Below are 25,002 nucleotides of genomic sequence, written 5' to 3'. Positions count from 1 at the left end.
CATTCCTCATTCTTCATTTTATGACCTTACTCCTGCTCTGCCTGTTCGCTTTTCTGGCGGGGTTTGTCGATTCCATTGTGGGCGGCGGGGGGCTGATTCAGCTGCCGGCCATGCTGCTGTTGTTGCCGGGCGTGCCGGTGCCCACGGTGCTGGGCACCAGCAAAGTGGCGGGTTTGTCGGGGACGGCGGTGGCGCTGCAACGCTACCTGAGCGGCCCGGTAAAGCTGGACATTCGCTGGCGCACGGTGGCTGTCACGGCGCTGGTGGCGGGCGGGTTTGCGCTGCTGGGCTCGCGGGCGGTGAGCCTGCTGCACAAGGAGGCCGTGCGGCCGCTGGTGCTGGCCCTGCTGGTGCTGATGGCCATTTACACCGCCTGGCGCAAGGATTTTGGCAGCCTGCACGCGCCAAAACTCAAGGGAGGCCGCGAAATACTGATTGGCGTGGTGCTGGGCGCGGCCATCGGTTTCTACGACGGTTTTTTTGGGCCGGGCACGGGCAGCTTGCTGCTGTTTGCCTTCGTGGGCTTGTTTGGCTACGATTTTATCGCCGCTTCGGCCTCAGCCAAGCTGGTGAACGTGGCCACCAACGTGGTCAGCCTCGCTTACTTTGCCAGCACCGGGCAGGTGCTCTACAAGGTGGCGTTGCCCATGGCGGCCTGCAACATGCTGGGCTCCACGCTGGGGGCGCGCATGGCGCAGCGGCACGGCACCGGCTTTGTGCGGGTGCTGTTTCTGGTGGTAGTCAGTGCTTTTATCCTGAAACTGGGCTGGGATACGTTTGGGGCGTAATCAGCGCACTTACCCATTCCCTACAGCTTTACGCCCACGGTGAGAAAGAAGCTGCGGCCGTCGGAGGGCAGAATACCGGGGCCCGGGTATGCCGTGGCCCGACGCGTGAAATAGCGAGCATCGGCCAGGTTGTTGACGCTGGCTTCGAGCTTGAGCCAGCTGTGCTCCCACGACACCGAAGCGTCCAGGATTTGGTAGGCCGGGATGGTCCCGATAACCGCCGAGGCCCCACTGGCCGGCGCATTGGTGGCGTCCGAAAACTGGTCGGATAAGTACAGGTATTGCAGCGATGCCTTGAAAGGGCCGTACCCGGCGCGGGTTCCCAGCTTCAGGTTGGCGGCGGGTACAAACTCCACCTGCTTGCCTTTCACGTCCCGCAGCTGGCTTTCCAGGTAGCGCCCCCGAATGAGGGCCACGTTGCCGAATACGGACAGCTGCGCCCGGCCAGCCTCGGTCGATTCCTGGTTCAGCAGCTCAATTTCACCGTAGGACTCCACGCCGATGATGAGGGCGCGGCCAATGTTGGTGCGGCGGCGAAACACGTTGTTTAGGTTGTCAAAGTCCTGGACTTCGCCAATGCGGTTGGCGTAATTGAGCGCAAACACGCTCACGTCGTAGGTCAGCACGCCGGTTTTTTCGCCGCGCACGCCCAAGTCGGCGGAGTAGCCGCGCTCGTCCTGCAGGTTGGGGTCGATGACGGACGAGGGATTGACAATCTGCATGTCGCTGAACGTGATGGAGCGGTAGTTCTGCGACACGTTGCCGTAAAACTCCAGCTGCTCGCGGGGCTTAAAGCTTACCCCGATGCCGCCCAGCACAAAGCCCCGGTTACTCACGCGGGCCTCGTTCTGGGTGCGGGTGGCAATGATGTTGTCGGCCCGGTCGCGAATCACTTCCCGCAGCACCCCATCGGCCTGCGTGCGGATGTACTCGTAGCGCACGCCCGGCGTCACGGAAAGCTTGTCGGTGAGGTAAAAGATGTTTTCGGCAAAAAGGGCCACGTTGTGGTTGGGAAACCGGTAGTCGGAGCTGTTGCGGGTACTGGTAAACCGGTCGGGCTCCACAAAGCGGAAGTCGGCGCCCCGGCCGGCCGGGCCAAAGCCCTGCTGGCTGTGGGTGTTGCCGCGGTAGTAGCGCGTGCCCAGCAGCAGCACAGCGTCTTTGCTCCGCACCTGGTAGCGGGTCAGGAAGCGGGCTTCGAGGCCGTAGTTACGGAAGTCGCCGCTAATCAGGTCGCGGCCCACCTTGTCCTCGTCGCCGCGGGTCACATCGGCGGGCCGGAAACCCAGCGACTGCCGCGACGCTACCAGCCCAAACGCCAGCATGTTGATTTTGGAGCGGGCGTTCAGCTTCCAGTCGGCGCTGGCGTTGAACAGGTTCCAGTCGACCGCGAACCAGTTGCGCTCCCGGTTCGACTGGCGCGGGTCGGTGTTGAACTGGGCATCGGTGAGGCCGCCGGGCTGCTGGGCCAGGTAGTCCATGTGGGTGTATTGCAGGCCCACCTTCACGTTTTCAGTGGCTTGGTAGCGCACGTCGGCGTAAGCAGTTTTACTGTCGAATTCGGAATTGGGGCGCCAGCCATTGCCGCGCTTGTACTGCACGAAGGTGTAGTAGCTCAGCTTGCCCACGGTGCCGCCCACGCTGTTGAACGAATTAAAAAAGCCGAACGAGCCCACCGTCTGCCGGGAGGTGATGGCGGCTTTGCGGTCGGGGTCGGGCGCGCGCATCTCAAAGTTGAGCAGGCCGCCAAACTGGGTGCCGTACTGCAGCGAAGCAGCCCCGCGCACCAGCTGAATGCGCTGCACGGCCTCGGTGGGCGGCGTGTAGTAGCTCTCGGGGTAGCCCAGGGCATCGGCCGAGATGTCGTAGTTGTTCTGGCGGACGTTGAAGTTGGATGTCCGGTTGGGGTCGAGCCCGCGGCCGCCGATGCTGAGCTGCAGCCCGCCGCCGTCGTTTTCCCAGATGTTGAGACCGGGCACGCGGGCGTATACCTGGCGGGCGTTGTTGGTGGCCAGGTTGGCCACCAGGTTTTCGGGCACAATGACCTCCGATTTTTTGGCGGCAAAAATGGCCATGCCCTCCACCTCGCGCAGCCGCGTCTGGCCAAAGGTGGTTTGGGGGGCCGCCACCACCACCTCGCCCAGGGTGCGGTCGCGGCTGGTCAGCTCAAAGGTGAAGCCGTCGGCGGGCAGGCGCACTTCCATGCTGAAGGGCTGGTAGCCCAGCGCCGACACCCGCACCAGCTGCACGCCCGCCGCCAGGCCGGTCATCTCAAACCGGCCCGTGCTGTCGGTGAGCACCATGCGGGCCAGGCTTTGCACGTACACTTCGCCACCGGCCACGGGCTGGCTGCTGCCAGCAGCCAGCACCCGGCCACGCAGCGTTTCCTGGGCCCGGGCGTCTATCCCCAGCAGCAAGGCTGCCAGGAGCAGCAGCGCACTATAAACCTGTAATCTCATCGTCAAAGGGTAAAATCCAGGGCTTGGGGGCAAAGCTTTCGCTTTGACGGGCCAAGTCCACGGTGGGGTCAATGTAGGCCTTGCCCAGGCGGCCGTTCAGGCTCACGTAGGTATCGGCGTAAATCTGGGGCTGGTGCACGCCTTGCCGGGCGTAGTAGTCGCGCAGGTAATGGGCAAACTGCAGAATCATGTCGGCCTGGGTGGCCATCATCTTCTCCTGCAGCACGCTGAGGTGTTCGGCGTTGTTCACCAGACGGGCGCGCCCGGTGGCCGAGTCCACTACCTTGAACTGCACCTGGCCCATTTTTTCCATAAGCATCACCCGCCAGGAAAAACGGTAGCCTTCCTCTGTCCAGAACAACTCGCGCGGATACAGCGCGTAGCGAAACGGCACCAGCAGCTGCACCACAAAAAACAGCCCCAGCCCGGCAAGCAATGTCCGCTGCACCCGCGGCCGGTACACCAGCGGCACCACCGCCCGCCCAGCCGCCAGCGGCCGGCCCAGCACCCGCCGCACCCGCTCCAGTAGCCGCTCGTGCCATTCAGGCGGGAAAAATACCAGCGCGGCCACTATCATCACATACGGAAACATACCGATGGGAAACAGAATAGCCGTGAGCACGTGAAACACCACTACCGCCGCGTAGGCATAAGGTCGGGTAATCCGGTTCAATAAAAAAAACGGCACCGTGAGGTCGTAAAACGCCCCAAACCAGCTGAACACAAAGGCCGTGATGGGGTAGCTGAACAGAAAGCCTACCAGCGGCAGGTCGTTCTTGGCCGGCAGCCAGATGCGCAGCGGCTGGGCCGCCAGCAGCCAATCGGAGTTGAGCTTGGCCAGACCGGCGTAGAAGTACACAATGCCCACCAGCAGCCGCAGGGCATCCAGGGTCCAGCGGGGCACGTGGGTGTGCGCCCGCTCGGGCTGGCGCCGGGCATCCAGGGAGAAGTAGCCGCCGGCCGGCAGCAGCACGAGCAGCAGCGCCGCCAGACTCACAAAATAGTAGTGGTTCAGGTACGTGCTTTTGTCCATCAGCTCGATGTAGGTGAAGCTGATGAACAGGCCCGCCGCTGCCACGCGGTAGTGCCAGCCCAGGGCCACCAGCAGCGCGCATACCCCGCAAAGCGCAAAAAGCCCGTACGTATACGGGCCCAGCGGCCGGATGAATTCGAGCCCGTAATAGGGAAAGAAGAACCTGGGCTGCAGGTACAGCTCCGCAATCCAGCCCTTGGCCCAAAAGCGAACGACGCTGGCCAGTATCAGCACGCCAAAGGCGATGCGGAATACTGCCAGCGGCGCGGCCGGAATGTAGCTTTTACGGTAGCTTGAAAGCACTGAATTTCTGTCGACAATCCGCTTTACCCAGGAATTGATGGCGTCCTTAATCGGTGATTGGCAATGCGCCTCCCCCGAAACACACCTCTATTTCCGGCCATGCCCGGGCGCTAGTCGCCGTCGTTGTCTATGTAGGTAATGCTCACGCTCATAGCCGAAGTCATGTCGACTTTCAGCAGGCGCACGGCTTTCTGCATCTCGTTGTAGGAGAGCACCGCGGCGGCCGGGCGCGTTTGCAGCGTGGTGTGGAGGTCGGGCCCAAGCGAAGCCAGCTGCCGGGCCGACACGTCGAACTGCGCGTTGATGAGTTGGCTCAGCGGCTCGCCCGTGCGACTGTCTTTGGCGCCTAGGGCGTCAACGTAAGACTTCAGGGAAGGCTGGCCGGCACGGCCGCTGAACAAGCGCTGCACCGTGGTGTGGGCCACCTGGGCCAGCTGCAGCGGCAGGGCACCGCGGTGGTAGTAGGCCTCCATTTTGTTGGGAGCGGCCGCGCCCGTCATCACGCCGGCCGGAATCCCTACTTTGCCCGAGCGCAACGCCTGCTCGTAGTAGCGGGCGTAGGCATTCACGAGCAGCGACAGCGAACCGCCGGCGCTGGTACCGGTGCCGCTGATGAACGTGGCGCGGTACGGGCCGTTCCACTGGGCCTGTACGCTGGTCAGAAGCTGGTCCATGGTGTTCACCACGTCGGAGAGGTAGCGGCGCTGGTTGGGAGCCGCCACGTACGACTGCACAATGGCGTTGTCGTCGGCCGCGATGCCGTTCAGCAGAAAGTCGAGGGCCGGAAAGCCCTGCTGCGGAACCGCCGTGGCCAGTTCAAGATTGTAGGAGCCCGACGCAATGTTCTGGCGGATGCCGGCGGCATCGGTGGGGTAAATATTGAAGCGGTTAGCGAGCGAAACGCTGGCGGCAGGACCGAATTCAAACGCTTCCACGCGCTGCCACTCCACGTACGCTTCGCGCCAGGACTGCCGCAGCGCCTGCAGGCCCGAGGCGGTGGGCGCAGCAGTAAAGGCGGTGGTCTGGCCCTTCAGAGCCGTGAGCTTGCTGCCAAAACCCTTGTAAGCCGGAATCACCAACGTGTCGGCCCACTGCGTGAGCAGGGCTTTGCGGTCCAGGTCCGACGTGCCACCCGCCGACGATTCGGGACCTTCGATGACGTCCTTGCAGCTGGACACACCACCCGCTGCGAGCACGACCGATAAGGAAAAAAGCAGAATTGACTTTCTCATGGCACTATTAGGAAACTGGTATTATTGAGTCGGGAAACGGGCAACTGCGCGGGGCGTGTTGGGCCGGTTTAACCAGAAAGGCGGTGCAAATGATTTTAAAGCGGCCGGCTTTACAGCGAAAACTTGGTGTTGATGGCGGCAATGGCCGCATCGGCTTGCGCCGCCGTGAGCGTCCAGGCACCTTGGCTGCTCGAGGTCAGGCCTTTCAGCACAGAGTCGGCCCAGGCGGCATCAGCGCCAGACTTGGTGCAGAAACGCAGCGAGTACACAAAGCCCAGGCCTTCGCCCAGCGCGTGCGCCTTGGCGTCGAGCGCGGGGTTCGATTTCCAGCTGGCGAGGTAGGACACGGCCGACCTGGCAATGGTTTTTTCCAGCTCGGTCCGAACGATGTCAGCCTGCGCTTTCAGGGTGGCGTCGTCGTTGTTCACAATGGCCGCGCGTCCTTTCAGCAGCGCCATGTACACTGCCGGCGAAGCCGGGCCGTTTTTCTCGTTGAGGTAGCCGGCCAGAAACCGCTCGCGGGGCGTGATGGCAATGTCCGTGACCATGGTCGCGTTGGTGGTAAGGTAGCCGTAGGCCAGGTCCCAGTTGTGCTCGCGCTCGGTGTAGGCTTTGCCCGCGGCCACCTTGCTGTTTTCAGCCGTGAGGGGCGCATTGGCCAGCAACACGTTACCAATCTGGTCGAGCAGCACGGCCCCAATCAAGCCCTTCTGAATAATCTGATTGACTTCGTAGCCGTTGCCATCAACGAGATAGCGGCCCAGGCGGCCGGCATTGCCGGGCGTGGCCACCTGGTTCACCGACTGGCTGGCGGTGGCCAGCTCGGTCAGCTTGGCATCGAAGTAAGCCCGCACGGGGGTGGCACCAGTCTCGGGGAAAGAAGCGGCCGTTTTTTCGCGGAGCGATACGCCGGTAGCCGCCGCCACATTCAGCGGAGCCGCCGCAAACGGAGCATTTGCACCACTATACAGGTTGCGGAGCTTAGCAATGTCCAGCGTGGCGGGCGTGGCTGGGGCCTGCACGGCCACGGTGGCCATGTAGTTGTTCAGCTCACTGAACATATCGAGCCGCACGGCCGCCGTACCCAAGTCCACCGTCGAAGCGCCGCTGGCATCCCTAAACGAGGTGGTGTAGGGAGTGGTACCGGTAAGGGTAGCATAATCCATTTTGGCCCGCAACGACTGGCTGGCTGGGACCACGGAATCTTCTTTATTACACGAAGTCAGGCTGAGCGCGGCGGCAACCAATACGAGGGTGGAAGTACGGCTTAAGAGGGTCATAAAGGGTAGTGAAACGAGAAGGGTAGCAGGCCAGCAGCTTCCGGCCTTGTTTAGAACCATTCTAAACTTCTACAAAAGTAGGGTCTATTTAGAATCGTTCCAAATAAAAACCCAACTCTTATCGCTTTTGTTTTCCCGCTCCTCCGGCTCACCCCGTGCGCTTACCCTGCGGCCTCCTCCATCACGGCTACTTCCTGCGGCATTTTCAGCTCAAACACCTCGGCCAGCAACTCATAGGAGTGTAGCCGGTCCTGGAAGTCCGCGGTGATGGTCACGGCCGTGATTTCGTCCACCTGGTAGTCGGCGGCCAGCGCCGTGAACTGGGCGTGTACCTGCTCGGGGGTGCCGCTCACCACGCGGCTGCGGTTTTGGCGCAGGTGCAGCTGGTCTTCGGCCGTGAAGCGGTAGTTGCGCACTTCCTCGGGCGTGGGCAAGGCCCCCCGCTCGCCCTTGCCGAAACGCAGCAGCAGAGTTATAGGAAAAGGATGAACATTTGGGAATTTAGCTGTTACGCACCCAAACAATCATAAATCCATCTCCTTAATGAGCGACCACAACACCGTCATTCTCCAGGTAGCCGACGGCACCGAAATGCGCGCCTACTCGGCCTTCCCAAGCAGCACGGGCCCCGTGCCCGGCATCATCCTGCTGCAGGAAGCCTTTGGCGTGAACCACCACATCCGCAGCGTGGCCGACCGCCTGGCCGCCGCCGGCTACGCCGTGATTGCCCCCGAGCTATTTCACCGGACCGCACCTGCCGGCCTGGAAATTGCCTATTCCGATTTCGCCACCGGCGCCATGCCGCACTACAGCGCCATCAACCACACCGACCTGGCGGCCGACCTGCAGGCATCCTACGACTGGCTGCAAACCCAGGCGCTGGTGATGACCGATAAGATTGGCAGCATCGGTTTTTGCCTGGGTGGCCAGGTGTCGTTTCTGGCCAACATCGTGCTGCCCCTGGCGGCAGCCGTGTCGTACTACGGCGGCGGCACCCACACCCTGAAAGACCGCGCCGCCGACCTGCACGCGCCGCACCTCTTCTTTTGGGGTGGGCTCGACGAGCACATCAGCAAAGAGCACGTTGCCGAAGTAACGGACGCCGTAGAAGCCGCCGGCAAGCCCTTCATCAACACCATTATTTCCTACGCCGACCACGGTTTCCACTGCGACGAGCGGCCCAGCTACCACCCGCAGGCCGCCGCAGAAGCCTGGGCCATGACGCTGGCGTTTTTTAAGGAAAAGCTGGGCGCGTAGACAATAACCACTAGGCTTAAGGAACGTCATGCTGAGCTTGCCGAAGCATCTCTACCGCAACAGTAAATAAATTACTTGCGCGGTAGAGATGCTTCGGCAAGCTCAGCATGACGTTCTTTTTTTTGTTTCCAATTCCACGTTAACCTCTGCAAAAGCTCCTCACGCTGCAACCGGCTTTGCCGCTGCTTGCCGGCCTAAATACTGCGCCATGCTGCTGGCCAGCACAATCTGCAGGGCGTGATACAGCATGAGCGGCAGCAAAATGAGGCCCGTGGCGGCACTGGCCGGAAACAACAGGCTGGCCATCACGCTGCCGTGCACCAGCGACTTTTTGGAGCCGCAGAACACCGCCACCACCTGGTCGGCCCGCGAGAAATGGAGCAGGCGGCTCAGACTCCAGATGAGGCCGAACACCACCAGGTACAGTCCCACCATGCCCGCGCCCAGCTTGAAAACGTCGGCCGGCAGATAGCGGCTGAAAATGCCTTCGGCAAAGGAGTCGCAGAAGGCAGTGAACACGATGAGCAGGATGGTAATTTGGTCGAAGACACGCAGGCCGGCCTTGTGGCGCTCCGCAAACGCGTGGAAGCGGGCGTTGAGCAGCACCCCCGCCCCTACAGGCAGCACCACTTGCCAGAGCAGCTGCACGGTCAGGCCCCAGAGTTGGCTGCTGTTGGCGCTGGTGCTCAAAAATATACTGGCCAGCAGCGGCGTGAGCACAATGCCCAGTAGGCTGGAAATACTGGCGTTAAAAATGGCCGCCGGCAGGTTGCCGCCCGCAATGCTCACCATCACGACGGAGGTAGAAACGGTGCTGGGCAGGGCGCAAAGGAAGAAAATGCTTTGCCAAAGCAGTTCCCCCTTATCGGGCCCAAACAACGGTCGCACCAGCAGCGCCAGTGCCGGAAACAGCACAAACGTGGCCGCCTGCACCAGCAGGTGCAACTTCCAATTGCGCATGCCGGCCCGCAGCTTCTCAAAGCTCAGCTTCAATCCATAAAAAAAGAAAACCAGCGCCACGCCCGCGGTGGTGATGGGTTTCCACGGGATGGGGCTGGTTTTGCTGCCCAGGCCAGGCAGAAAGTAGGCCAGCGCCACCACGCCTATCAGGGCCAGCAGAAACCAATCGAGCCCGGCGCGGGAAAGTAAAGCGGCAAAACGGTTGGGGGCAGGCGCAGCGGTAACGGGTTGATTCATGCCTCAAAATAAGCCAGTACTGCCATAAGGATGAGCTAACCGCCCGGAAGCAGCAACGGCGCCCGGCTCTCAAAGCCGGGCGCCGTTTGGGCAAAGTAGCCGGGACAGGCGCTTACTGGTCGCCGCCGCTGCCCAGGCCGGGGGCGGGGTTGCCCTGCACGCCCTGCACGTTGGGCACGCCCATCTTCTCTTCGCGCTTGCGCTGGTATTTCTGGAATTGCGCCGGCGTCAGGACCTCCTTAATGGCCGAAAGGCGCGAGCTGCCAATGCTTTCCACGACGCCGGCCAGCTTGCGCGGGTCAGTGCGGTAGCGGACGCGGGCCGTCTCCACATTATCAACCCCGCGGCGGTTGATGGCACGGATTTTCTCGGTTTGCTGGGGCGAAAGGCCCAGGTTCTGCTGCATGTTGGCCGTGAGGGCGTTGGCCTTCGCATCAATCATGGCATCGGAAGGACCTGCCACGGGGGCCGCCGAAGCAGCCGGCGTGGTTTTGGTTTTAACGCTGGGCTGGCCCTCCGGCTTCACCTTGGTTTTGATGGTGTTGGCAGCAGTTGGGGCCTGCGCCAGCACGGCTGGGGCAGTTGCCAGGGCCAGCAACGACGAGAGCAGCAACAGTTTCATATACATGCGGGGGGGGGGGAAATCAATACCAATTGTAAACAAGCGTAGGCGGGGGCAAATATCGGGCGAAACCCCGCTTGCTCCCTTCCCAACGCGCCTCCAACCACGTTTCGTGCCAGAGCCCACCGAAAAAACGCCGGTCTTGGCGGCGCCGTGCAACCTTTAGGCCGCATTTGGCATACAACCATCTATGAAACACGACAAACGCACCAATAAAAACTGGCTGCTGGCCGCCGGCCTCGGCGCGGCAGCCCTCGCCGCCAACTTCTGGAGCAACCGCCGCGGCTCCTACGACCTGAGCCGGCGCGTCGTGCTCATCACCGGCGGCTCGCGCGGGCTGGGCCTCGTGCTGGCCCGGCAGGCCGTGGCCGAAGGCGCCCGAGTGGCCATTTGCGCCCGCGACGAAGCCGAGCTGGCCCGCGCCCGCCAGGACCTGCTGATGGCCGGCGCCGCCGAAGCCGACGTGCTGACCCTGGCCCACGACATCACCAACCAGGCCGAAGTACAGACCATGGTGACGGAAGTTGAAAAGCGGTTCGGAACCATTGACGTCCTCATCAACAACGCCGGCATTATTGTGGGCGGGCCGCTCGACAACATGGATTTGCGGGACTACGAGGACTCCATGGCCATTCACTTCTGGGCGCCGCTGCACGCCATGCAGGCCGTGCTGCCGAGCATGCGCCGCCGGGGCGAGGGCCGCATCGTGAATATTTCCTCGCTGGGCGGCAAGGTGGCCCTGCCCCACATGACGCCCTACAGCGCCAGTAAATTTGCCCTGGTGGGCTTGTCCGAAGGCTTCCGAGCCGAGTTGCGCCAGCACGGCATCAGCGTGACCACGGTGTGCCCCGGTCTGCTACGCACCGGCAGCCCCGGCCACGCCCTGGTGAAGGGCCAGCAGAAAAAAGAGTTTGCCTGGTTCAGCATCGCCGACTCGCTCCCCGGCCTCACGATGAGCGCCGAGCAAGCCGCCCGCCAAATCTGGAATGCCTGCCGCCGCGGCGACGGCGAGGTTATCCTCTCGCTGCCCGCCAAGCTACTGGCAGCCTTCCACGGCTTGCTGCCCGGCACCACCACCGACATCCTGAGCTGGCTCAACCGGGCCCTGCCCGCCACCGGCGAAAGCCCCGCCGCCAACGTGCGCCGCACCGGCTACGAGAGCCAAAGCGCCATTACCAGGTCGCCCCTCACGGCCCTCACCCGCAAGGCCGCCGTGAAGAACAACGAAGTATAGAGCTACGAATAGAAACAATAAAAGCGCGTCAGCGAGCAGCCCAGGCTGCCTGCTGACGCGCTTTGGCGTGAATTGATAATTTACAAAGTGCCGCGACGCTTCTTAATCAGGCGGCTGCCACCCGCCGGGCGGGCTTTCATTTTGCTGCGCGAACCATCAAAAAGGCCGCCTCTGTCAAACAGGCCGTGGTGGCCGTAACGCCTGTACACCGGGCGGTGGTTGCCCGGCATTATTTTTCCCTTGGGGAGCCGGGCCGCAACGGCATCAGTACCAGCAAACAACCCCAGCAGGCAGGCGAATAAGAAAATGGTGCGCAGCATATCGGTAACGGAATTGATGAAAGTCGGAGATGCTAACCCTAGCAACAGGCGGGCCATAAAAGGCCCTGTTCGCATTTATCAACCTTTCCAACCGCAAAATATTGCACTCAACAGCCGACACCAACCCCGTTGTACTGCGTGCTACCCGGCAATAAAGAACATGATGAACCGCTGGGTTGAATCATCATTTATGGCGATAAGCAATTTATTACCAATGGGTTTTACGAATCACAGCAACTTCTTCCCCCTGGCCATGCAAATTACTTTTATCAACTATGCTATTATTTAATTCTCCGTGACATTTTTTTCGTTCGGCACCTGTCCGCTCGTCGTCTCAGGAATCTACCACAGCAGCCCCCAGGGCTTCCACCAGATTACAAACCGGGTGCGGGCTGGCACTTGGGGCAGGTGTAGGTGGCCCGGCCGCCCATGTAAGTCTTCTCTATTTTCACCTTTGGATGGCGCGGGCAAAAGGTGTGGGCGTCGTGGCTGGTGGGTGTGGCCGACGTGTCCCACTCGCGGGCGTGAATGAGGAAGCTGGCCGGGAAATGCCGGTAGTTGGCTTCCTGGTTGATGGCGGTGGTGAGCACCAGCTGCACGGCCGCGTGCAGGGCGTTGCCTTCCTTTTCGGTGAGTGACATACCCAGGCGCTCGGGGTGGATTTTGGCCTGAAACAGCACCTCGTCCACTATCCAGTTGCCGAGGCCGGCGGTGATGCCTTGGTCGAGCAGCAGGGGCTTGAGCAGGGTTTTGCGGCGGGCCAGTTTCTGGTACAGCTCGGCGGCAGTGATGGCGAGGGCGTCGGGGCCTATTTTCTTCGCTTTCTGGTGCGCGGCGGCACTTTCGGCCAATCGGATGCGGCCAAATTTGCGCGGGTCGATGAACGCCAGACGCAGGCCGGATTCTTCGAGGTGCAGGGCCACGCGGGTGAAGCGCGGGGCATCAGGCTCGTCGCGGTAGGCGCCCACATCGCCGGTCATGCCGAAGTGCAGCACCAGCACCTGGCCATTATCGAGTTCCAGAAAGCAGTTCTTGCCCAGCCGGCTGTGCCCGAGATGGTGCGGCCCACCAAACCGGCCCGGAGCTGGTCTTCGGGCGTGGCCAGTACGTGGGCATCGTTCACCTGCAGGGCGGCAATGGTCTGGCCCACGGCCAATTCATCTATAAAGCGGCGGTAGGTTTCTACTTCGGGTAATTCGGGCACGGACGAAAGATGAGAATTTGAGCGTTTCAGCATGACGTTCTTTTTGACTATTCCTTAACAACCCAAATCCGCTCCCGGTTACAACCCCAGCTCCTACAAATCCCCGCGCAGGCTGCCTTCCAGCACCACCACGCCCGTGCCGCCAATCTGCACGGCCTCAATGGCCTCGCGCGGGCCGCTGATGCGCACTTGCACAGTACCGGCACGGCCCATATCGTGGCCCTGCTCGGCCATAAAATCGGGCGAATTGAGGTAGCCGTGGTGCCACAGGTACGCCGCCATGCCGCCCGTGGCCGAGCCCGTGACGGGGTCTTCCGAGATATCGGGCGGGGTGCCAAAGTGGCGGGCAAAGGTGTGGCCGGCCGGCGTGGCGCCCCCCAGGCAAAACAGGTGCGGGCTGAAAAAGTCGCTTTCGGCGCGGTAGCGGCCCAGGCCGGCGGCATCGGCTACGTGGGCGCGGCGCAGGGCGGCGTGGTCGCGGAGCAACACCATCAGCTGCGGGGTGCCGGTGCTCACGGTTTGGATGGGCGCGCCGGGCAGCAGGTCGTCGGGCGTGAGGCCGAAGAGCGGCAGCACCACTTCGGGGGCGTGCACGGCGCCAAAAACCGGCCGGCGCTGGGTCATCCAAATCAGGGGCAGCTGGCCGGCCGCCGCGGGCAGCACATCTACCCGAATGGGGCCGTGCAGCAGGTGCAGGGTCAGGACCAGGGGCGAGCCGTCGGCGGGCAGTACCACGCGGCCCGCGTGCAGCAGGGCTGCCACGGTGGTAATGGTGGGGTGCCCGGCCAGCGGAATTTCTTCGGCCGGCGTGAAAAACCGCACCGTAAACTCCGTGCTGCCGGCATCGGCCCAGTCCACAAAAGCCGTTTCTGACTGGTTGAACTCGCGGGCCAGCTGCTGGCGCCGGGCGGGCGTCAGCGCATTGGCATCGAGCACCACCGCGCAGGGATTGCCGCTGAGTGACCGGGTGGTGAAAGCATCGAGGAGCAGGAACGGCAGTTGGGGCATGGTGCAAAAGGGTTGGGCGAGGCGCGAAGGAACGCCAGCGGCACCCAAACAAAAAAGCCGACCGGTCGCTGGGACCAGTCGGCTTATGGCTAAAGCAATGTCGCTGATAAGTTTACGATGGGTCGTGCAGTTTGGCTACGCGCTGTCCTTCCTTGTCGTACACATCGCCGCGGGGCGTGATGAAGAGGCGACGCTGCTGGCTATCGGTAAGCACATAGGGGAAGGTCCCATTGGTAGTGCGCGTGATGCGGCCCACTACTTCGGCGTTGTCCTCGTCGTCCACGCGCACCACTTTCAGGGCGTTGGTGAGGTAATAGCGCTGGCTGGGGTCGCTGCGGAAAGTGAGCTGGCCCACCAGGCGCACGGCACCAGCCGCCGATTCGTTGCTGGCCACCACATCTTCGTCGTCGGCCTGGGTGGTGGGCAGGCGGCGCATCAGCTGGCTATTGGCGGCGGGCTGGCGGCGGGCGGCTATCACGGCAGGCGCGGCCGAGGGAGCAGCGCCACGGTTGCTGGCCGCAATTTGGCCACTGGCGCGCTGCCAGCCCTGGCCAATAGCGGCAGGCGCGGCCGTGCGGCCGGGGTGCGTGGCCGAACCGCCGCCGTCGGGCACGGTGGCCATGGCCGCCTGGGCCTGGGCCAGGTTGGCGCCCAGCTTGCGCAGCACGAAACCCGAGAATTCGTCGGCTTCCAGTTCATCGGCCGGCTGCGAGCCGCCGGCGCGCAGGGTGTGGCCGTTGAGGTGGTGGCCCATTTCGTGGGCCAGAATGCTGATGCCCGCCCAGTCGGTGTGGCCGGCCTGGTTTACGGCGTTCAGGAAGTCGGGATTATACAGCAGAAACCGCTTGCCGCCGTAGACCACGGCGGCAGCGTTGTCAATCTCGCGGGTGGCGCGTAGCTCGAAGCGGGCTTTGAGGCCCACGGCATCCGTGATTTCGCGGATAACGTCGGTGGCCGCCGGGGCGGTTTGGGCCTGGGCAGGCGTTGCAAACGCCAGGGGCAAGACCAGCAGCAGCGGCGCGGCCAGACGGGTAAACAAACGAGGGAGGAAAGTCATAGCGGAAAATCAGAGGTGAATGACTACTAACCTACTAAGGCAAGCGCAGTGCCAAATTATGACCCTGACACAGCGACAAGGCCCAATAAGCGCCTGCTTATTCAGGGCACCGGTGGAGGAGTTTAACAGCCATTCCAGCAGCCCTTTGCTCTCAAAACGCCTCTGCCTGGTTTTCATTGCCAAAGGCAAGTTGAAAGCACACGGCGAAGCACATCGGTAGCTGGTTAAATAACGATTTGCGGCGGCTGGCAGTTCATTTAGTAAGAGTCGGCCCGGGCCGAAACGGTTGCGTCTGGGCGCGGCCGCGGCGGCCCGGGCTAGCTTTGCAGTACCGGCCGCCGCGGCCGCGTTTCATAGAGTCTTCAGGCATGAATCAAGCACATTGGCACCTCATCGTTAACCACATCCCCATTATGGGCAGCTTGTTTGCCCTGGTGCTGCTGGCCGTGGGCCTGCTGGGCAAAAACACCACCCTGGTGCGGGCCGGCCTGGTGGCCGTGCTGGCAGCGGGCGTGCTGTGCCTGCCCGCGCAGCTCACGGGCGAGGGCGCGTCCGAAATCGCGCTGAACCTGCCCCGCGTGAGCCGCGCCCTCATTGCCAACCACGAGGCGGCGGCCGAACAGGGCTTTTGGGCACTGGAGGGCGCAGCGGCCCTGGCCCTGTTTGCCTTGCTGCTGCTGAGAAACGCCTCGCCGCGCGCCCGCCTGGTGGCCGTGCTGGCACTGGTGGCCACGGGGCTTAGCTTTGGGCTGCTGGCCGCGCGGGCAACCTGGGCGGCCAAATCCGCCACACCGAAATCCGCGAGGGCTTTGGCACGCCCGACGAACTCTAACGCCTCCCTACTCCCCGCTTCTATGGCATTCCCCTTCTTCGGCGATGATAAATCTCTGGTGGCCAAACTACTGGCTACCCTGCCCCAAACCGGCCGTATTGAGTGGATAGGGCAGCGCCCGGCGCGGCGCGAGCCGTTGGTGGCGGTGCTGGAAGCCGAGCTAAAGACCGACTCACACCTGCTCGGCGACCACGCCCGGCCCAAGGCCGGCGGCAAGCGGCAAATCACCCTCATCCAGCACGAGGCCCTGGCGTCGGTGGCCAGCTTTCTGGGCCTGCCCGAGCCTATTGCGCCCGGCCGCCTGCGCCGCAACCTGGCCGTGAGCGGCCTGAACCTGCTGGCCCTGAAAAACCGTCAGATTCAAATCGGCGAAGAAGTGCTGCTCGACATCACCGGCGAGTGCCACCCGTGCTCCCGCATGGAGGAAGAGCTGGGCCCCGGCGGCTACAACGCCATGCGCGGCCACGGCGGCCTCACGGCGCACATTGCCCAGGGCGGATTTATCCGGGTGGGCGACGTGGTGCGAGTGGTTGGCTAGCTGTCAGATACTATGCAGTTTGTGAGAAGGAACTAAAGGCCCGGACGTGGACGTCCAAGCTATACGTTGTATTTTCGAAAAGGGAGTGTCCTTATTTTGCAGAAATACGTACCTAGCGCCACAGGCGACCAAGTAGTTAGCTTGTTTGAATTGGTATATTTTTTAATTTTAATTTTCCATCTTTCTATGTACACAAACTTACTTTCGCTGCCGCCTGCACGGCCGCTTCGGCGGTTTATGGCCACTGCCTTAGCCACGGCATTAGTGTTGATTGGGACCATATCGCAGGCGCAAACCACCATTTGGGCCCTTGGTACCACAAGCCAGGAAGTACCCAGGAACAACCCGTTTTTCCCATCGGGGGCGGCGCTTGGAGCGCAGGGTATCTTCCCGTTCTCGCCCACCAAGGACAATGGCATCCAAGGGCCTGCCTCACAAATCCAAGGCCTCAGCGCTGGTCAACGGCTTGTGGGCATGGACTACCGCCCCAACACCGGCCAACTGTTCGCACTGGGCTACAATGCGTCGGCCAACACGTCCAATGCCCGCCTGTACACGTTGGTGCCTGCCACTGGGGTGGCCACCCCAGTCGGAAGCGCTGACTTTACGCTGGCTTTGGGAGGTCCAACCGAGCGAATTGGTTTTGACTTCAATCCCACTTCGGACCGCATCCGCGTGGTGAGCACCAACGACGCCAACTACCGCCTCAACCCGGTAGACGGCACCGTAGCGGCCACCGACATCAACCTGAACTATGCCACGGGCACACCTGCCAACCCCGGAGTGGGCGCTATAGCCTACGATAATTCCTTTATCGGGAGCACCAGCACCACGCTCTACGACATGGACGAACTGAACAACGGTATTCTGTCGACTCAGAATCCACCGGATGCAGGCACCCTGAATACGATTGCCACCATCAAGCTGCTGGGCTTTGGCATCGGCGATGCCATCGCATTTGACATAGACATCTATTACACTGGCACAGTCAACGTGGCGTACCTGTCGGAGGTGACGGCTCCCAACTCGTCGGGCCTTTCCAGCAGCAACATCTACCGACTTGATTTAGCGACGGGCCTTACCTCGAACAAGTTCAACATAATTCCAGCCACCTCGACGGCTCCTTTCAACGTCGTCGACATCGCTGTGCCCATAACACCCCCGGTGTGCGACGCGCCCACGGGTCCGGTGGCCAGCGCCATCACCAGCAACTCGGCTACGGTGAGCTTCACCGGCAGCAACTCGGCCACCAGCTACACCGTGACGACCTCGCCCGCCACGACCACCCAAACGCTGCCCGCCTCGGCCACATCGGCCAACTTTACGGGTCTGACGCCCGGCACCGCCTATACAGTGAGCATCGTGAGCAACTGCTTTGGCGGTATGCTTATGTCCGACCCGGCTACCGTGACGTTTACTACCACAGCTCCTCCGGCTTGCAACGCGCCTACCAATTTGGTGGCCAGCGCCATCACCAGCAATTCGGCCACGGTGAGCTTCACCGGCAGCGGCTCGGCCACGGGTTACACCGTGACGACCAGCCCGGCCACGACCACCCAAACGCTGCCCGCCTCAGCTACCTCGGTTGACTTTGCGGGCCTGATGCCCGGCACGGCCTACACGGTGAGCATCGTGAGCAACTGCGCCGAAGGGACTACCTCCGCGCCCGTTATAGTCAATTTCACCACCACGACGGCCCCTAACCCGGCCCCAACCATCAGCAGCCTCAGCCCCAGCTCGGCCACGGCCGGCGACCCGGCCTTCACCCTCACGGTGAACGGCACGGGGTTCATCGCGGGCTCGGCCGTGACCTTTAACGGCACGGCCCGCGCCACCGCGTTCGTATCGGCCACGCAGGTTACGGCCAGCATTCCGGCTTCGGACATTGCCACGGCCGGCACCTATGGTGTGACGGTGACCAACCCCGCTCCCGGCGGCGGCACCTCCGCCCCGGCCACGTTCACGGTGAACCCGGCCCCGGTGGCCAACAACCCCGTGCCGGCTATCAGCAGCCTCTCGCCGGCCAGCGTGACGGCTGGTGCCGCGCCCCAAACGCTGACAGTGAACGGCAGCAACTTCCTCAACTCATCGGTGGTTAATTTTAATGGCACGGCCCGCACCACCGCGTTCGTTTCGGCCACGCAGCTCACCATCGGCCTCACCGCTGCCGACCAGGCCACGGCTGGCACCTACAACGTGACGGTGACCAACGCGGCGCCGGGCGGCGGTACCTCCGCCCCGGCTACATTCACCGTGAACCCGGCCCCGGTGGCGTGCACCGCGCCCACCAACTTGTCGGCCGGCAGCGTCACCAGCAGTTCAGCCACGGTGAGCTTCACCGGCAGCGGCTCGGCCACCAGCTACACCGTGACGACCAGCCCGGCCACGACCACCCAAACGCTGCCCGCTTCGGCTACCTCCGTGAGCTTCTCGGGCCTGGCACCTAGCACGGCTTACGCGGTGAGCATCGTAAGCAACTGCGCCGGCGGCGCAACCTCCGCGCCGGCCACGGTTTCCTTCACCACCACGGCAGCCCCGCTGACCGACCTGGTGGTAAGCTCTGCCCAAACCATCTCCGGCATTTACAACAACGTGACCGTGACGAGCACCGGCGTTGCCACGCTGGGCGGCACCCTTACGGTAAACGGCACCCTCACGGTACAGGCCGGGGGCGCGTTGGTACAAGCCTGCCAGGTACTCAATGGCCCCGGCAGCTTTGTATTGCAGGCCGGAGCTAATCTTGTTATCTGCGATGCGGCCGGCATTGCGGCCACTGGCGCCGTGGGCGCCGTGCAGGTAACGGGCACTCGCTCGTTTAGCCCCGACGCCAACTATGGCTACAACGGCACCGCGGCCCAGGTAACCGGTTCCGGCCTGCCTGGCCGCGTACTAAGTCTGGTGGTGAGCAACGCCGCCAACGTGACGCTAAGCCAGGCGTTAAGCGTGAGTCAGGTACTGCGCCTCGAAGCTGGCAACCTAGCTACCAACGGCCAGGGCCTAACCCTGCTATCCACAGCTACGGGCACGGCGCTGGTCGACAACCGCGGCGGGGCAGTAATTGGCACCACCGCGGTGCAGCGCTACATCACCCCCACAAATCCGGGCCTGGGATACCGCCACTACGCTTCGCCCGTGCTCAGCACCACGGTGGCCGATTTGACGGTGCCAGGGGTGTTTGCCCCCGTGGTGAACCCGGCGTACAACACACTGGGCAACACCATTACGCCGTTCCCGAACGTATTTGGCTACAATGAAGCCCGCGTGAACACCAGCGGTAGCGGCGGCTCCATCGACTTTGACAAAGGTTTCTTCTCGCCCACGGCCACCAGCGACGTGCTGGAACCCACGCGCGGCTACACCGTCAACATCCCGGCCCAGGCCACTGTCGACTTTGTGGGCACCCTGAACAACGGCATCCTGACAGCCGGCGCCCTCACCCGCGGCGGCCAAACCGAGAGCGGCTGGCACCTGCGCGGCAACCCCTATCCTGCTCCGCTGGACTGGTCTTCGGTGCTTAACAGCGGCCGGGCCGTCAACATCGAAAATGCCCTGTACGTGTACAAGAGCGACGGCCGCACGCCGTATAGCGGTTCCTACGCCAGCTTTGTGAACGGCCAAGCCACGAACACCGGCACCAACGTGCTGCCCGTGGCCCAGGGCTTCTTTGTACGCACCGTAGCGGGCCAGACCGGCAGCATCACCTTCACCAACGCCGACCGCCTCACTACGCCCAACGCCACGCCTTTCCAGCGCGGCACCGCCGACACCCGCCCGCAGCTCACGCTAGCCTTGAGCAGTGCCACTGCCCGCACCCAGGCCGTGGTGTACTTTGAGCAAGGCGCCACGCCCGCCTTCGACAACGCCTTTGATGCCCGCGCCCTGCCCGCCCCCAACGGCCTGACGCTGGACACCGAAACCGCTGCTGCTGAGGCGCTGGCCATCAACGGCCAGCCCACCCTCACCGGCGCCGATGCGCTGCTGCCCCTACGCGTAGCCGCCCTCGCGGCCGGCACCTACACCCTGGCCGTTGACAAGCTGGAAAACCTGCCGACCAACTACCGCGCGTACCTGCGCGACGGCCTCACCGGCACCTATACCGACCTGGGCACCACGCCCACCATCACCCTGACCCTGAACGCCAATGGTACGGCGGGCGGGCGCTACGCGGTGCTCTTCACCACCCAGGCCCGTGGGTTGGCCACGGCCCCGGCCGCTCTGGCCCGGCTGGCCAGCGTGTACCCCAACCCAGCCCGCGGCACGGCTACCCTGCTGGTGCCCGCCACCTTGCGCGGCAACCAGGCCACGGCCGTGACAATCGTTGACAACGTAGGCCGCGTGGTGCTGAGCCGCACCCTGGCCGCCGATGCCAGCGAGACGCTGGAGCTGCCCTTATCCACCCTATCCTCGGGTGTGTACACCGTGCTGGCGCGCACCGCGTCAGGCTTGGTAGCCAAGCGCCTCGTGGTTGAATAACCAGCGCGCAACCAGCGGACGCAGCTGCTGGCCTGCACACAAAAAAACGCCCCGGCTTTGCAGTCGGGGCGTTTTTTTTATGTATGATATGCATTATTCACTGCTATTACGCAGTAGTGGGCTGGCACGCGTCGGTGTAACGTCAGCTGATAATAAACCTCCACCGCTCATTTATGGTATGTACGACCCCATGCCACGCCTCGCCACTTCCGACCACTACACGCTCACGCTTCCCGAAGGGCACCGCTTCCCCATTGCCAAATACGCCCTGATTCGCGAGCAATTGCTGTGGCAGGGCATTGCAACGGCCGAAGACTTCTACGAGCCCGGCCTGTGCGCCGAGCCCGACGTGCTGCGGGTACACACGGCGGACTACTGGCACAAAGTGCGCGACCTGCGCCTCAGTCCGGCCGAAGTGCGGCGCCTGGGCCTGCCGCAAAGCCCGCAGCTGGTGCGGCGCTCGCTAAGCAGCAGCGCGGGCACCCTGCAATCGGCCCTGCACGCGTTGCAGGACGGCGTGGGCCTGAACCTGGCCGGCGGCACCCACCACGCCTTTGCCGACCGGGGCGAGGGGTTTTGCGTGCTGAACGACCAGGCCATTGCCGCCGCGCACCTGCTGGCTAAGGGCTTGGCCCGGCAGGTTCTCATCGTGGACCTAGACGTGCACCAGGGCGATGGCACGGCGGCTATTTTCCGGAACGAGCCCCGGGTATTCACGTTTTCCATGCACGCCGGGGCTAATTATCCGCTGCGGAAAGAGACGTCGGACCTGGATATTGCGTTGGAGCTTGGCACGGGAGATGGGGAATACCTGCGTCTGCTGCACGAGGCGCTGCCGAAGCTGCTGGCCCAGGTGAAACCCAATTTCGTATTCTACCAGGCCGGGGTAGACGTGCTGGCCACCGACAAGCTCGGGAAATTGAGCCTCACGCCCGCCGGCTGCCGGCTACGCGACGAATACGTGCTGGGCCTGTGCCGCGAGCAGCAGCTGCCGGTGGCCGTGAGCATGGGCGGCGGCTATTCCGAGCGGCTGGCCGACATCGTGGACGCGCACTGCAATACGTTTCGGGTGGCGTTTGAGCTGTGGCCCTAGCCGCCCCCGGCCCCCTTCCTACCTTTGCAAGTCATGAAAAACGCTGCTTCTGCGCACCCCGCGCCTGTTACCGTGCCCGTGCGGCTCGAGGAAAAACCGGCGGGCTCCCCTGCCCAACAAGCTTTTCGGCAAGCTATTCTGGACGTAGAGAACCTGCGCGAGCGGCTGCGCGACCTGCGCGCCGAGCAGGCGGAGGCGCGCCGGCGCTACTGGCAGCAGGTGGGGCCCGCCGCCACGGCCGTGGTAGCCGCCCGGCGCAGCCTGTTTCCGTCCCTGGAAGAGGCCCTGCTGCTGGGCTACTTCAGCCGCCTGGAAGAGCAACAGATTACGGACCTGATTGTGGGCAATGCCCGGGCGCTGGAGGAACGGTTTGGCGAAGAAGAAGGCGAAATACTGCGCAAATACGCCCCCACTACCCACCGCCACCCCGCTGCCCAGGCCCAGCAGCGCCGCAGCGCCGGAACGCCCGAGCACTACACCCCCGACCCTACCCTGCCGCCGCACGAGCAAGCCGCCGCCGCGGCCCGTGCCCGCCGCAAAACCAAAGCGCAGCGGGCCAAGGAAGACGCCGAGCAGGCCGACCAGAAACAGCTCGAATCCAACGCCAAGACCATCTACCGCCAACTGGCCCGCACCCATCACCCCGACCTGGAGCGCGACCCCGAAAAGCAAGCCGGCAAAACCGCCCAGATGCAGCGCATCACGGAGGCCTACGAAGCCGACGACCTCTACACCCTGCTGCAGCTGCTGGCCGAATCGGGCCCGGCCGATGCCGACTCCGACGACGTACTGGCCCGCTACACCCGCGCCCTGCTCCAGCAGCAAATCACCCTGAAACAGGAAATGAACGAGGTGAAATACGGCCCCAACGGCTTTGTGGGCACTTCAACCAAAAAGCAGGAGCTGGAGCTGCGCCAACTCAAGCGCGACCTGCGCGCCGAGGCGGAGTACGTGCAGCACGTGGCGCTGCTCATGCGGGAGTCAGATGGCTTGCGCGAAGTGCTGCGGCAGCTGGCCGCCGAAGGTTTGGGCAGCATCTAGCGCAGCTGCTACTGCATGGGCTCCCGGCCCGGCACCAGTTTTCAGTTGAAATCAATCGCTGCCTCCGGGCTGGTTTTTGGTAATGTACGCCAACCGGCCATCGGTGAACAAGTTGTGGAAATAGACCACGGCGATGGCAAAGACCACGGAGAACAAGCTGAGCAGCGCATTATAATACACCGGCGCCAAAAGCGAAAACCGAATAAATACCGTGACCAGCACGAATGCGGAGTACCGGAAAATATCCGGGTAATGTAGCGTATACCGGAAGGCCACGAGCATAAATAGCAGGTCGCCAAAAATCAATATCATGTAGAATCTGTCCGCAGACTGCACCCAGTGGCTGCTGCTAAACATGTGGAAAACATCGTACCCGTACATGCCCAGCAGGGTGATGAGCACCAGCAGCGCGATGAATTGTTTCAGCAACACAAATTGCAGTTTATCGCCCTCCTGCGTGATGGCGCGGTGCCGCTGAATTCCGTAATAAACCGAAAGCAGCAGGAAAACCAGCAGGGCGCCCACGCCATCGGCCACCATTTTATACACCGATTCGAGCTGGCTTTGCAGGGGAAGCTGGAAATTATAATGTGAGAATTCTTTGAAGGAAGACCGCAGCAAAATCAGGCTCAGAATTTCAATCTGCTTGCCGATGGAATTGGCAATGGATGCGGGAATAACGAACACCAGGCTCACCATTTCAAAAAACAGCAGCAGCGTAAACGATATTTCCACGGCCTGCAGGAAATGGACCTTGCCCCACATGCCCGGCAATGCCAGCATGCCGGTGTAGTTGACCACGGCCAGCGCCATGCTCAATATAAATGCCGTCACCAGCGCGACACTTAGCAGATAAGCCGTCCGTTTGCTCTCCCAAATAAGTTGCAAGGGCAAATAGGTTGACCGTACGATGCGAGCCAGCAGTAGCATAAGCAGTAGTTTGTCAATTACAGATAGTTGTAATTCATATATTTGTAAACAATAATGAACGCAAAAAAGCCAGCCACTCAGGTAAAAAACCTGAACAGCTGGCTTGGCGGGCAGAACCCTCAAACAGATATTCTTACCAGGCGGCAGGCGCGGCCCAAAGGGCCGCGGCCGGAGCAGGCGTGCTTACGCGCCTTTTGAGGCCAGAATATCAACCATTTCAATGTGAGGTGGGCTGGCCCACAGGTCGGCGTGGGTGCCCAGGGCAGCGGCTACCTGGCCCGCTAGGTGGGCTTTGCGGCCGGCTTCGTCGGGGAAGGTGTCGAAAATGCCAAACGTGGACGGGCCCAGGCGCAGGGCGTACCAGGTGGTGGTGGCGGGCTCAGCCTCCACAATGGGAAGGGCACCGGCTAGAAAATCGGCAACGGTTTGTTCGTGGCCGGGCTTCACTTCGAGGCGGACCAACAGGGCAACTTTTACCATAAGAGAAAGGTGTTAAGGGTGAATTTCCATGCTTAACAAACGCAGCGGCATTTCGGCTGACGCCGGCGCCGCGGCGACCTACGCAATGAACGCCACGGCGGTTTGGATTACGTCGGCGTCGCGCATAATGCGGTTGTGGCCCAGGCCCTGGGTGGAGTGGAATACCGCACCGGGCCAGACCGCCGCAATTTCCCGGCCTTCTGAGTACGGAATAATTTCGTCGTCCTCGTCGTGCAGCACCAATACTTTTTCGGCCCCCATGCGCGGGCCGGCGGCCGTAGCGGCAAACGAATCGGCAGTGCGGCCAGTGGTTTTCTGAATGTGCGCGGCAAACCGGTCCACGATGTCGTTCGACAAGTATAGAAAATCGGCGAAGCGGCCGGCTACCACGCGCGGGCTCACGGGGGCACTGAGCAGCACCAGCCGCGGCAGCGGCGCCCCGGCGGGCCGCACCGGCAGCCCCGCCACCGCGGCCGCCCCAAACGAATGCGCTACAATGGCGCGCACCTCCCCCGCGGTGTCCACCACCGCCTGCACTGCTCCACCAAAACCCGTGAGCGTGGTGTGCCGGCCGCTCGAGGCGCCGTGCGCGGGACCGTCCAGCGCCACCACGCGGTGGCC

Annotated in this window: 21 protein-coding genes and 1 pseudogene; 7 read left to right on the top strand and 15 right to left on the bottom strand. The window is 62.8% G+C overall.

The features are described from left to right. The first annotated feature begins 20 nt into the window (after positions 1–20). Positions 21–788, top strand: a complete 768-nt coding sequence (locus BEN47_RS19450) for a sulfite exporter TauE/SafE family protein (protein WP_070730959.1) — start codon at positions 21–23, stop codon at positions 786–788. A gap of 20 nt (positions 789–808) precedes the next feature. On the opposite strand, the gene BEN47_RS19445 is transcribed toward BEN47_RS19450, so the two are convergent. The 5 genes from BEN47_RS19445 to BEN47_RS19425 form a co-directional block, all read right to left on the bottom strand. Continuing rightward, entirely contained in the window at positions 809–3,247 is a 2,439-nt protein-coding gene (locus tag BEN47_RS19445; RefSeq protein ID WP_070730957.1) for a TonB-dependent receptor domain-containing protein, read from the bottom strand. Beyond that, entirely contained in the window at positions 3,228–4,583 is a 1,356-nt protein-coding gene (locus BEN47_RS19440; RefSeq protein ID WP_204378349.1) for an HTTM domain-containing protein, read from the bottom strand. The genes BEN47_RS19445 and BEN47_RS19440 overlap by 20 nt, the downstream gene beginning before the upstream one ends. A 110-nt stretch (positions 4,584–4,693) precedes the next feature. Further along, a complete protein-coding gene (locus BEN47_RS19435; protein ID WP_070730954.1) occupies positions 4,694–5,815 on the bottom strand; it encodes an imelysin family protein in 1,122 nt (373 codons plus the stop codon). 110 nt (positions 5,816–5,925) lie between these two features. Beyond that, positions 5,926–7,095 carry a DUF4856 domain-containing protein gene (locus tag BEN47_RS19430; RefSeq protein ID WP_070730952.1) on the bottom strand — a complete coding sequence of 390 codons (1,170 nt, stop codon included), beginning with the start codon at positions 7,093–7,095 and terminating at the stop codon, positions 5,926–5,928. 161 nt (positions 7,096–7,256) lie between these two features. Beyond that, on the bottom strand, positions 7,257–7,529 hold the full coding sequence (locus BEN47_RS19425) for an LLM class oxidoreductase (RefSeq protein WP_070730950.1): 273 nt from the start codon (positions 7,527–7,529) through the stop codon (positions 7,257–7,259). Positions 7,530–7,638: 109 nt separating this feature from the next. On the opposite strand from BEN47_RS19425, the gene BEN47_RS19420 reads away from it, so the two are divergent. Then, positions 7,639–8,352, top strand: coding sequence for a dienelactone hydrolase family protein (locus tag BEN47_RS19420; protein ID WP_070730948.1), 714 nt, complete (start codon positions 7,639–7,641; stop codon positions 8,350–8,352). Positions 8,353–8,511: 159 nt separating this feature from the next. On the opposite strand, the gene BEN47_RS19415 is transcribed toward BEN47_RS19420, so the two are convergent. After that, positions 8,512–9,549, bottom strand: coding sequence for a bile acid:sodium symporter family protein (locus tag BEN47_RS19415; protein ID WP_070730946.1), 1,038 nt, complete (start codon positions 9,547–9,549; stop codon positions 8,512–8,514). A 112-nt stretch (positions 9,550–9,661) separates the two neighbouring features. Then, positions 9,662–10,171 carry a hypothetical protein gene (locus BEN47_RS19410; protein WP_125921825.1) on the bottom strand — a complete coding sequence of 170 codons (510 nt, stop codon included), beginning with the start codon at positions 10,169–10,171 and terminating at the stop codon, positions 9,662–9,664. Positions 10,172–10,361: 190 nt separating this feature from the next. Between BEN47_RS19410 and BEN47_RS19405 the strand changes: the two genes are divergently transcribed. Then, the gene (locus BEN47_RS19405; protein WP_070730943.1) at positions 10,362–11,405 is read left to right on the top strand and encodes an SDR family NAD(P)-dependent oxidoreductase; all 1,044 of its coding nucleotides are present in this window, start codon (positions 10,362–10,364) and stop codon (positions 11,403–11,405) included. Positions 11,406–11,485: 80 nt separating this feature from the next. On the opposite strand, the gene BEN47_RS19400 is transcribed toward BEN47_RS19405, so the two are convergent. From BEN47_RS19400 to BEN47_RS19385, 5 genes and pseudogenes are all read right to left on the bottom strand, one after another. Further along, positions 11,486–11,725: a hypothetical protein gene (locus tag BEN47_RS19400; RefSeq protein WP_070730941.1), complete on the bottom strand. Its 240-nt coding sequence runs from the start codon at positions 11,723–11,725 to the stop codon at positions 11,486–11,488. 374 nt (positions 11,726–12,099) lie between these two features. After that, positions 12,100–12,648 (bottom strand): Fpg/Nei family DNA glycosylase, encoded by a 549-nt coding sequence (locus BEN47_RS19395; RefSeq protein ID WP_239691681.1) that lies wholly within the window; start codon positions 12,646–12,648, stop codon positions 12,100–12,102. Beyond that, positions 12,640–12,962: pseudogene (locus BEN47_RS22375) on the bottom strand (DNA-formamidopyrimidine glycosylase family protein); the annotation flags it as partial. The pseudogene BEN47_RS22375 and the gene BEN47_RS19395, both read right to left, overlap by 9 nt. 60 nt (positions 12,963–13,022) lie before the next feature. After that, entirely contained in the window at positions 13,023–13,937 is a 915-nt protein-coding gene (locus BEN47_RS19390) for a PhzF family phenazine biosynthesis protein (RefSeq protein ID WP_070730938.1), read from the bottom strand. A gap of 112 nt (positions 13,938–14,049) precedes the next feature. Beyond that, positions 14,050–14,994, bottom strand: coding sequence for a M48 family metalloprotease (locus tag BEN47_RS19385; protein WP_070730936.1), 945 nt, complete (start codon positions 14,992–14,994; stop codon positions 14,050–14,052). 368 nt (positions 14,995–15,362) lie between these two features. Between BEN47_RS19385 and BEN47_RS22740 the strand changes: the two genes are divergently transcribed. The 4 genes from BEN47_RS22740 (at position 15,363) to BEN47_RS19365 (ending at position 22,971) form a co-directional block, all read left to right on the top strand. Then, a complete protein-coding gene (locus tag BEN47_RS22740) occupies positions 15,363–16,364 on the top strand; it encodes an MOSC domain-containing protein (RefSeq protein ID WP_317039537.1) in 1,002 nt (333 codons plus the stop codon). A 237-nt stretch (positions 16,365–16,601) separates the two neighbouring features. Next, positions 16,602–20,837, top strand: coding sequence for a choice-of-anchor Z repeating domain-containing protein (locus BEN47_RS19375; RefSeq protein ID WP_158011117.1), 4,236 nt, complete (start codon positions 16,602–16,604; stop codon positions 20,835–20,837). Between the two features lie 190 nt (positions 20,838–21,027). Continuing rightward, positions 21,028–21,930: a histone deacetylase family protein gene (locus BEN47_RS19370; protein WP_070731187.1), complete on the top strand. Its 903-nt coding sequence runs from the start codon at positions 21,028–21,030 to the stop codon at positions 21,928–21,930. Positions 21,931–21,963: 33 nt separating this feature from the next. Then, a complete protein-coding gene (locus BEN47_RS19365) occupies positions 21,964–22,971 on the top strand; it encodes a J domain-containing protein (RefSeq protein WP_070730932.1) in 1,008 nt (335 codons plus the stop codon). 51 nt (positions 22,972–23,022) lie between these two features. On the opposite strand, the gene BEN47_RS19360 is transcribed toward BEN47_RS19365, so the two are convergent. The 3 genes from BEN47_RS19360 to BEN47_RS19350 all read right to left on the bottom strand — a co-directional run. Next, a complete protein-coding gene (locus BEN47_RS19360) occupies positions 23,023–23,805 on the bottom strand; it encodes a hypothetical protein (protein WP_125921824.1) in 783 nt (260 codons plus the stop codon). Between the two features lie 279 nt (positions 23,806–24,084). Next, on the bottom strand, positions 24,085–24,381 hold the full coding sequence (locus BEN47_RS19355; protein ID WP_070730927.1) for a putative quinol monooxygenase: 297 nt from the start codon (positions 24,379–24,381) through the stop codon (positions 24,085–24,087). A gap of 78 nt (positions 24,382–24,459) precedes the next feature. Further along, a partial coding sequence (locus BEN47_RS19350) for an alpha/beta fold hydrolase (protein WP_139147395.1) occupies positions 24,460–25,002 on the bottom strand: 543 nt, incomplete at its 5' end.

The organism is Hymenobacter lapidarius (assembly GCF_001816145.1).
Lineage (GTDB): Bacteria > Bacteroidota > Bacteroidia > Cytophagales > Hymenobacteraceae > Hymenobacter > Hymenobacter lapidarius.
The sequence above is the reverse complement of the archived record's forward strand: the minus strand, read 5'-3'. Positions and strand labels throughout refer to the sequence as shown.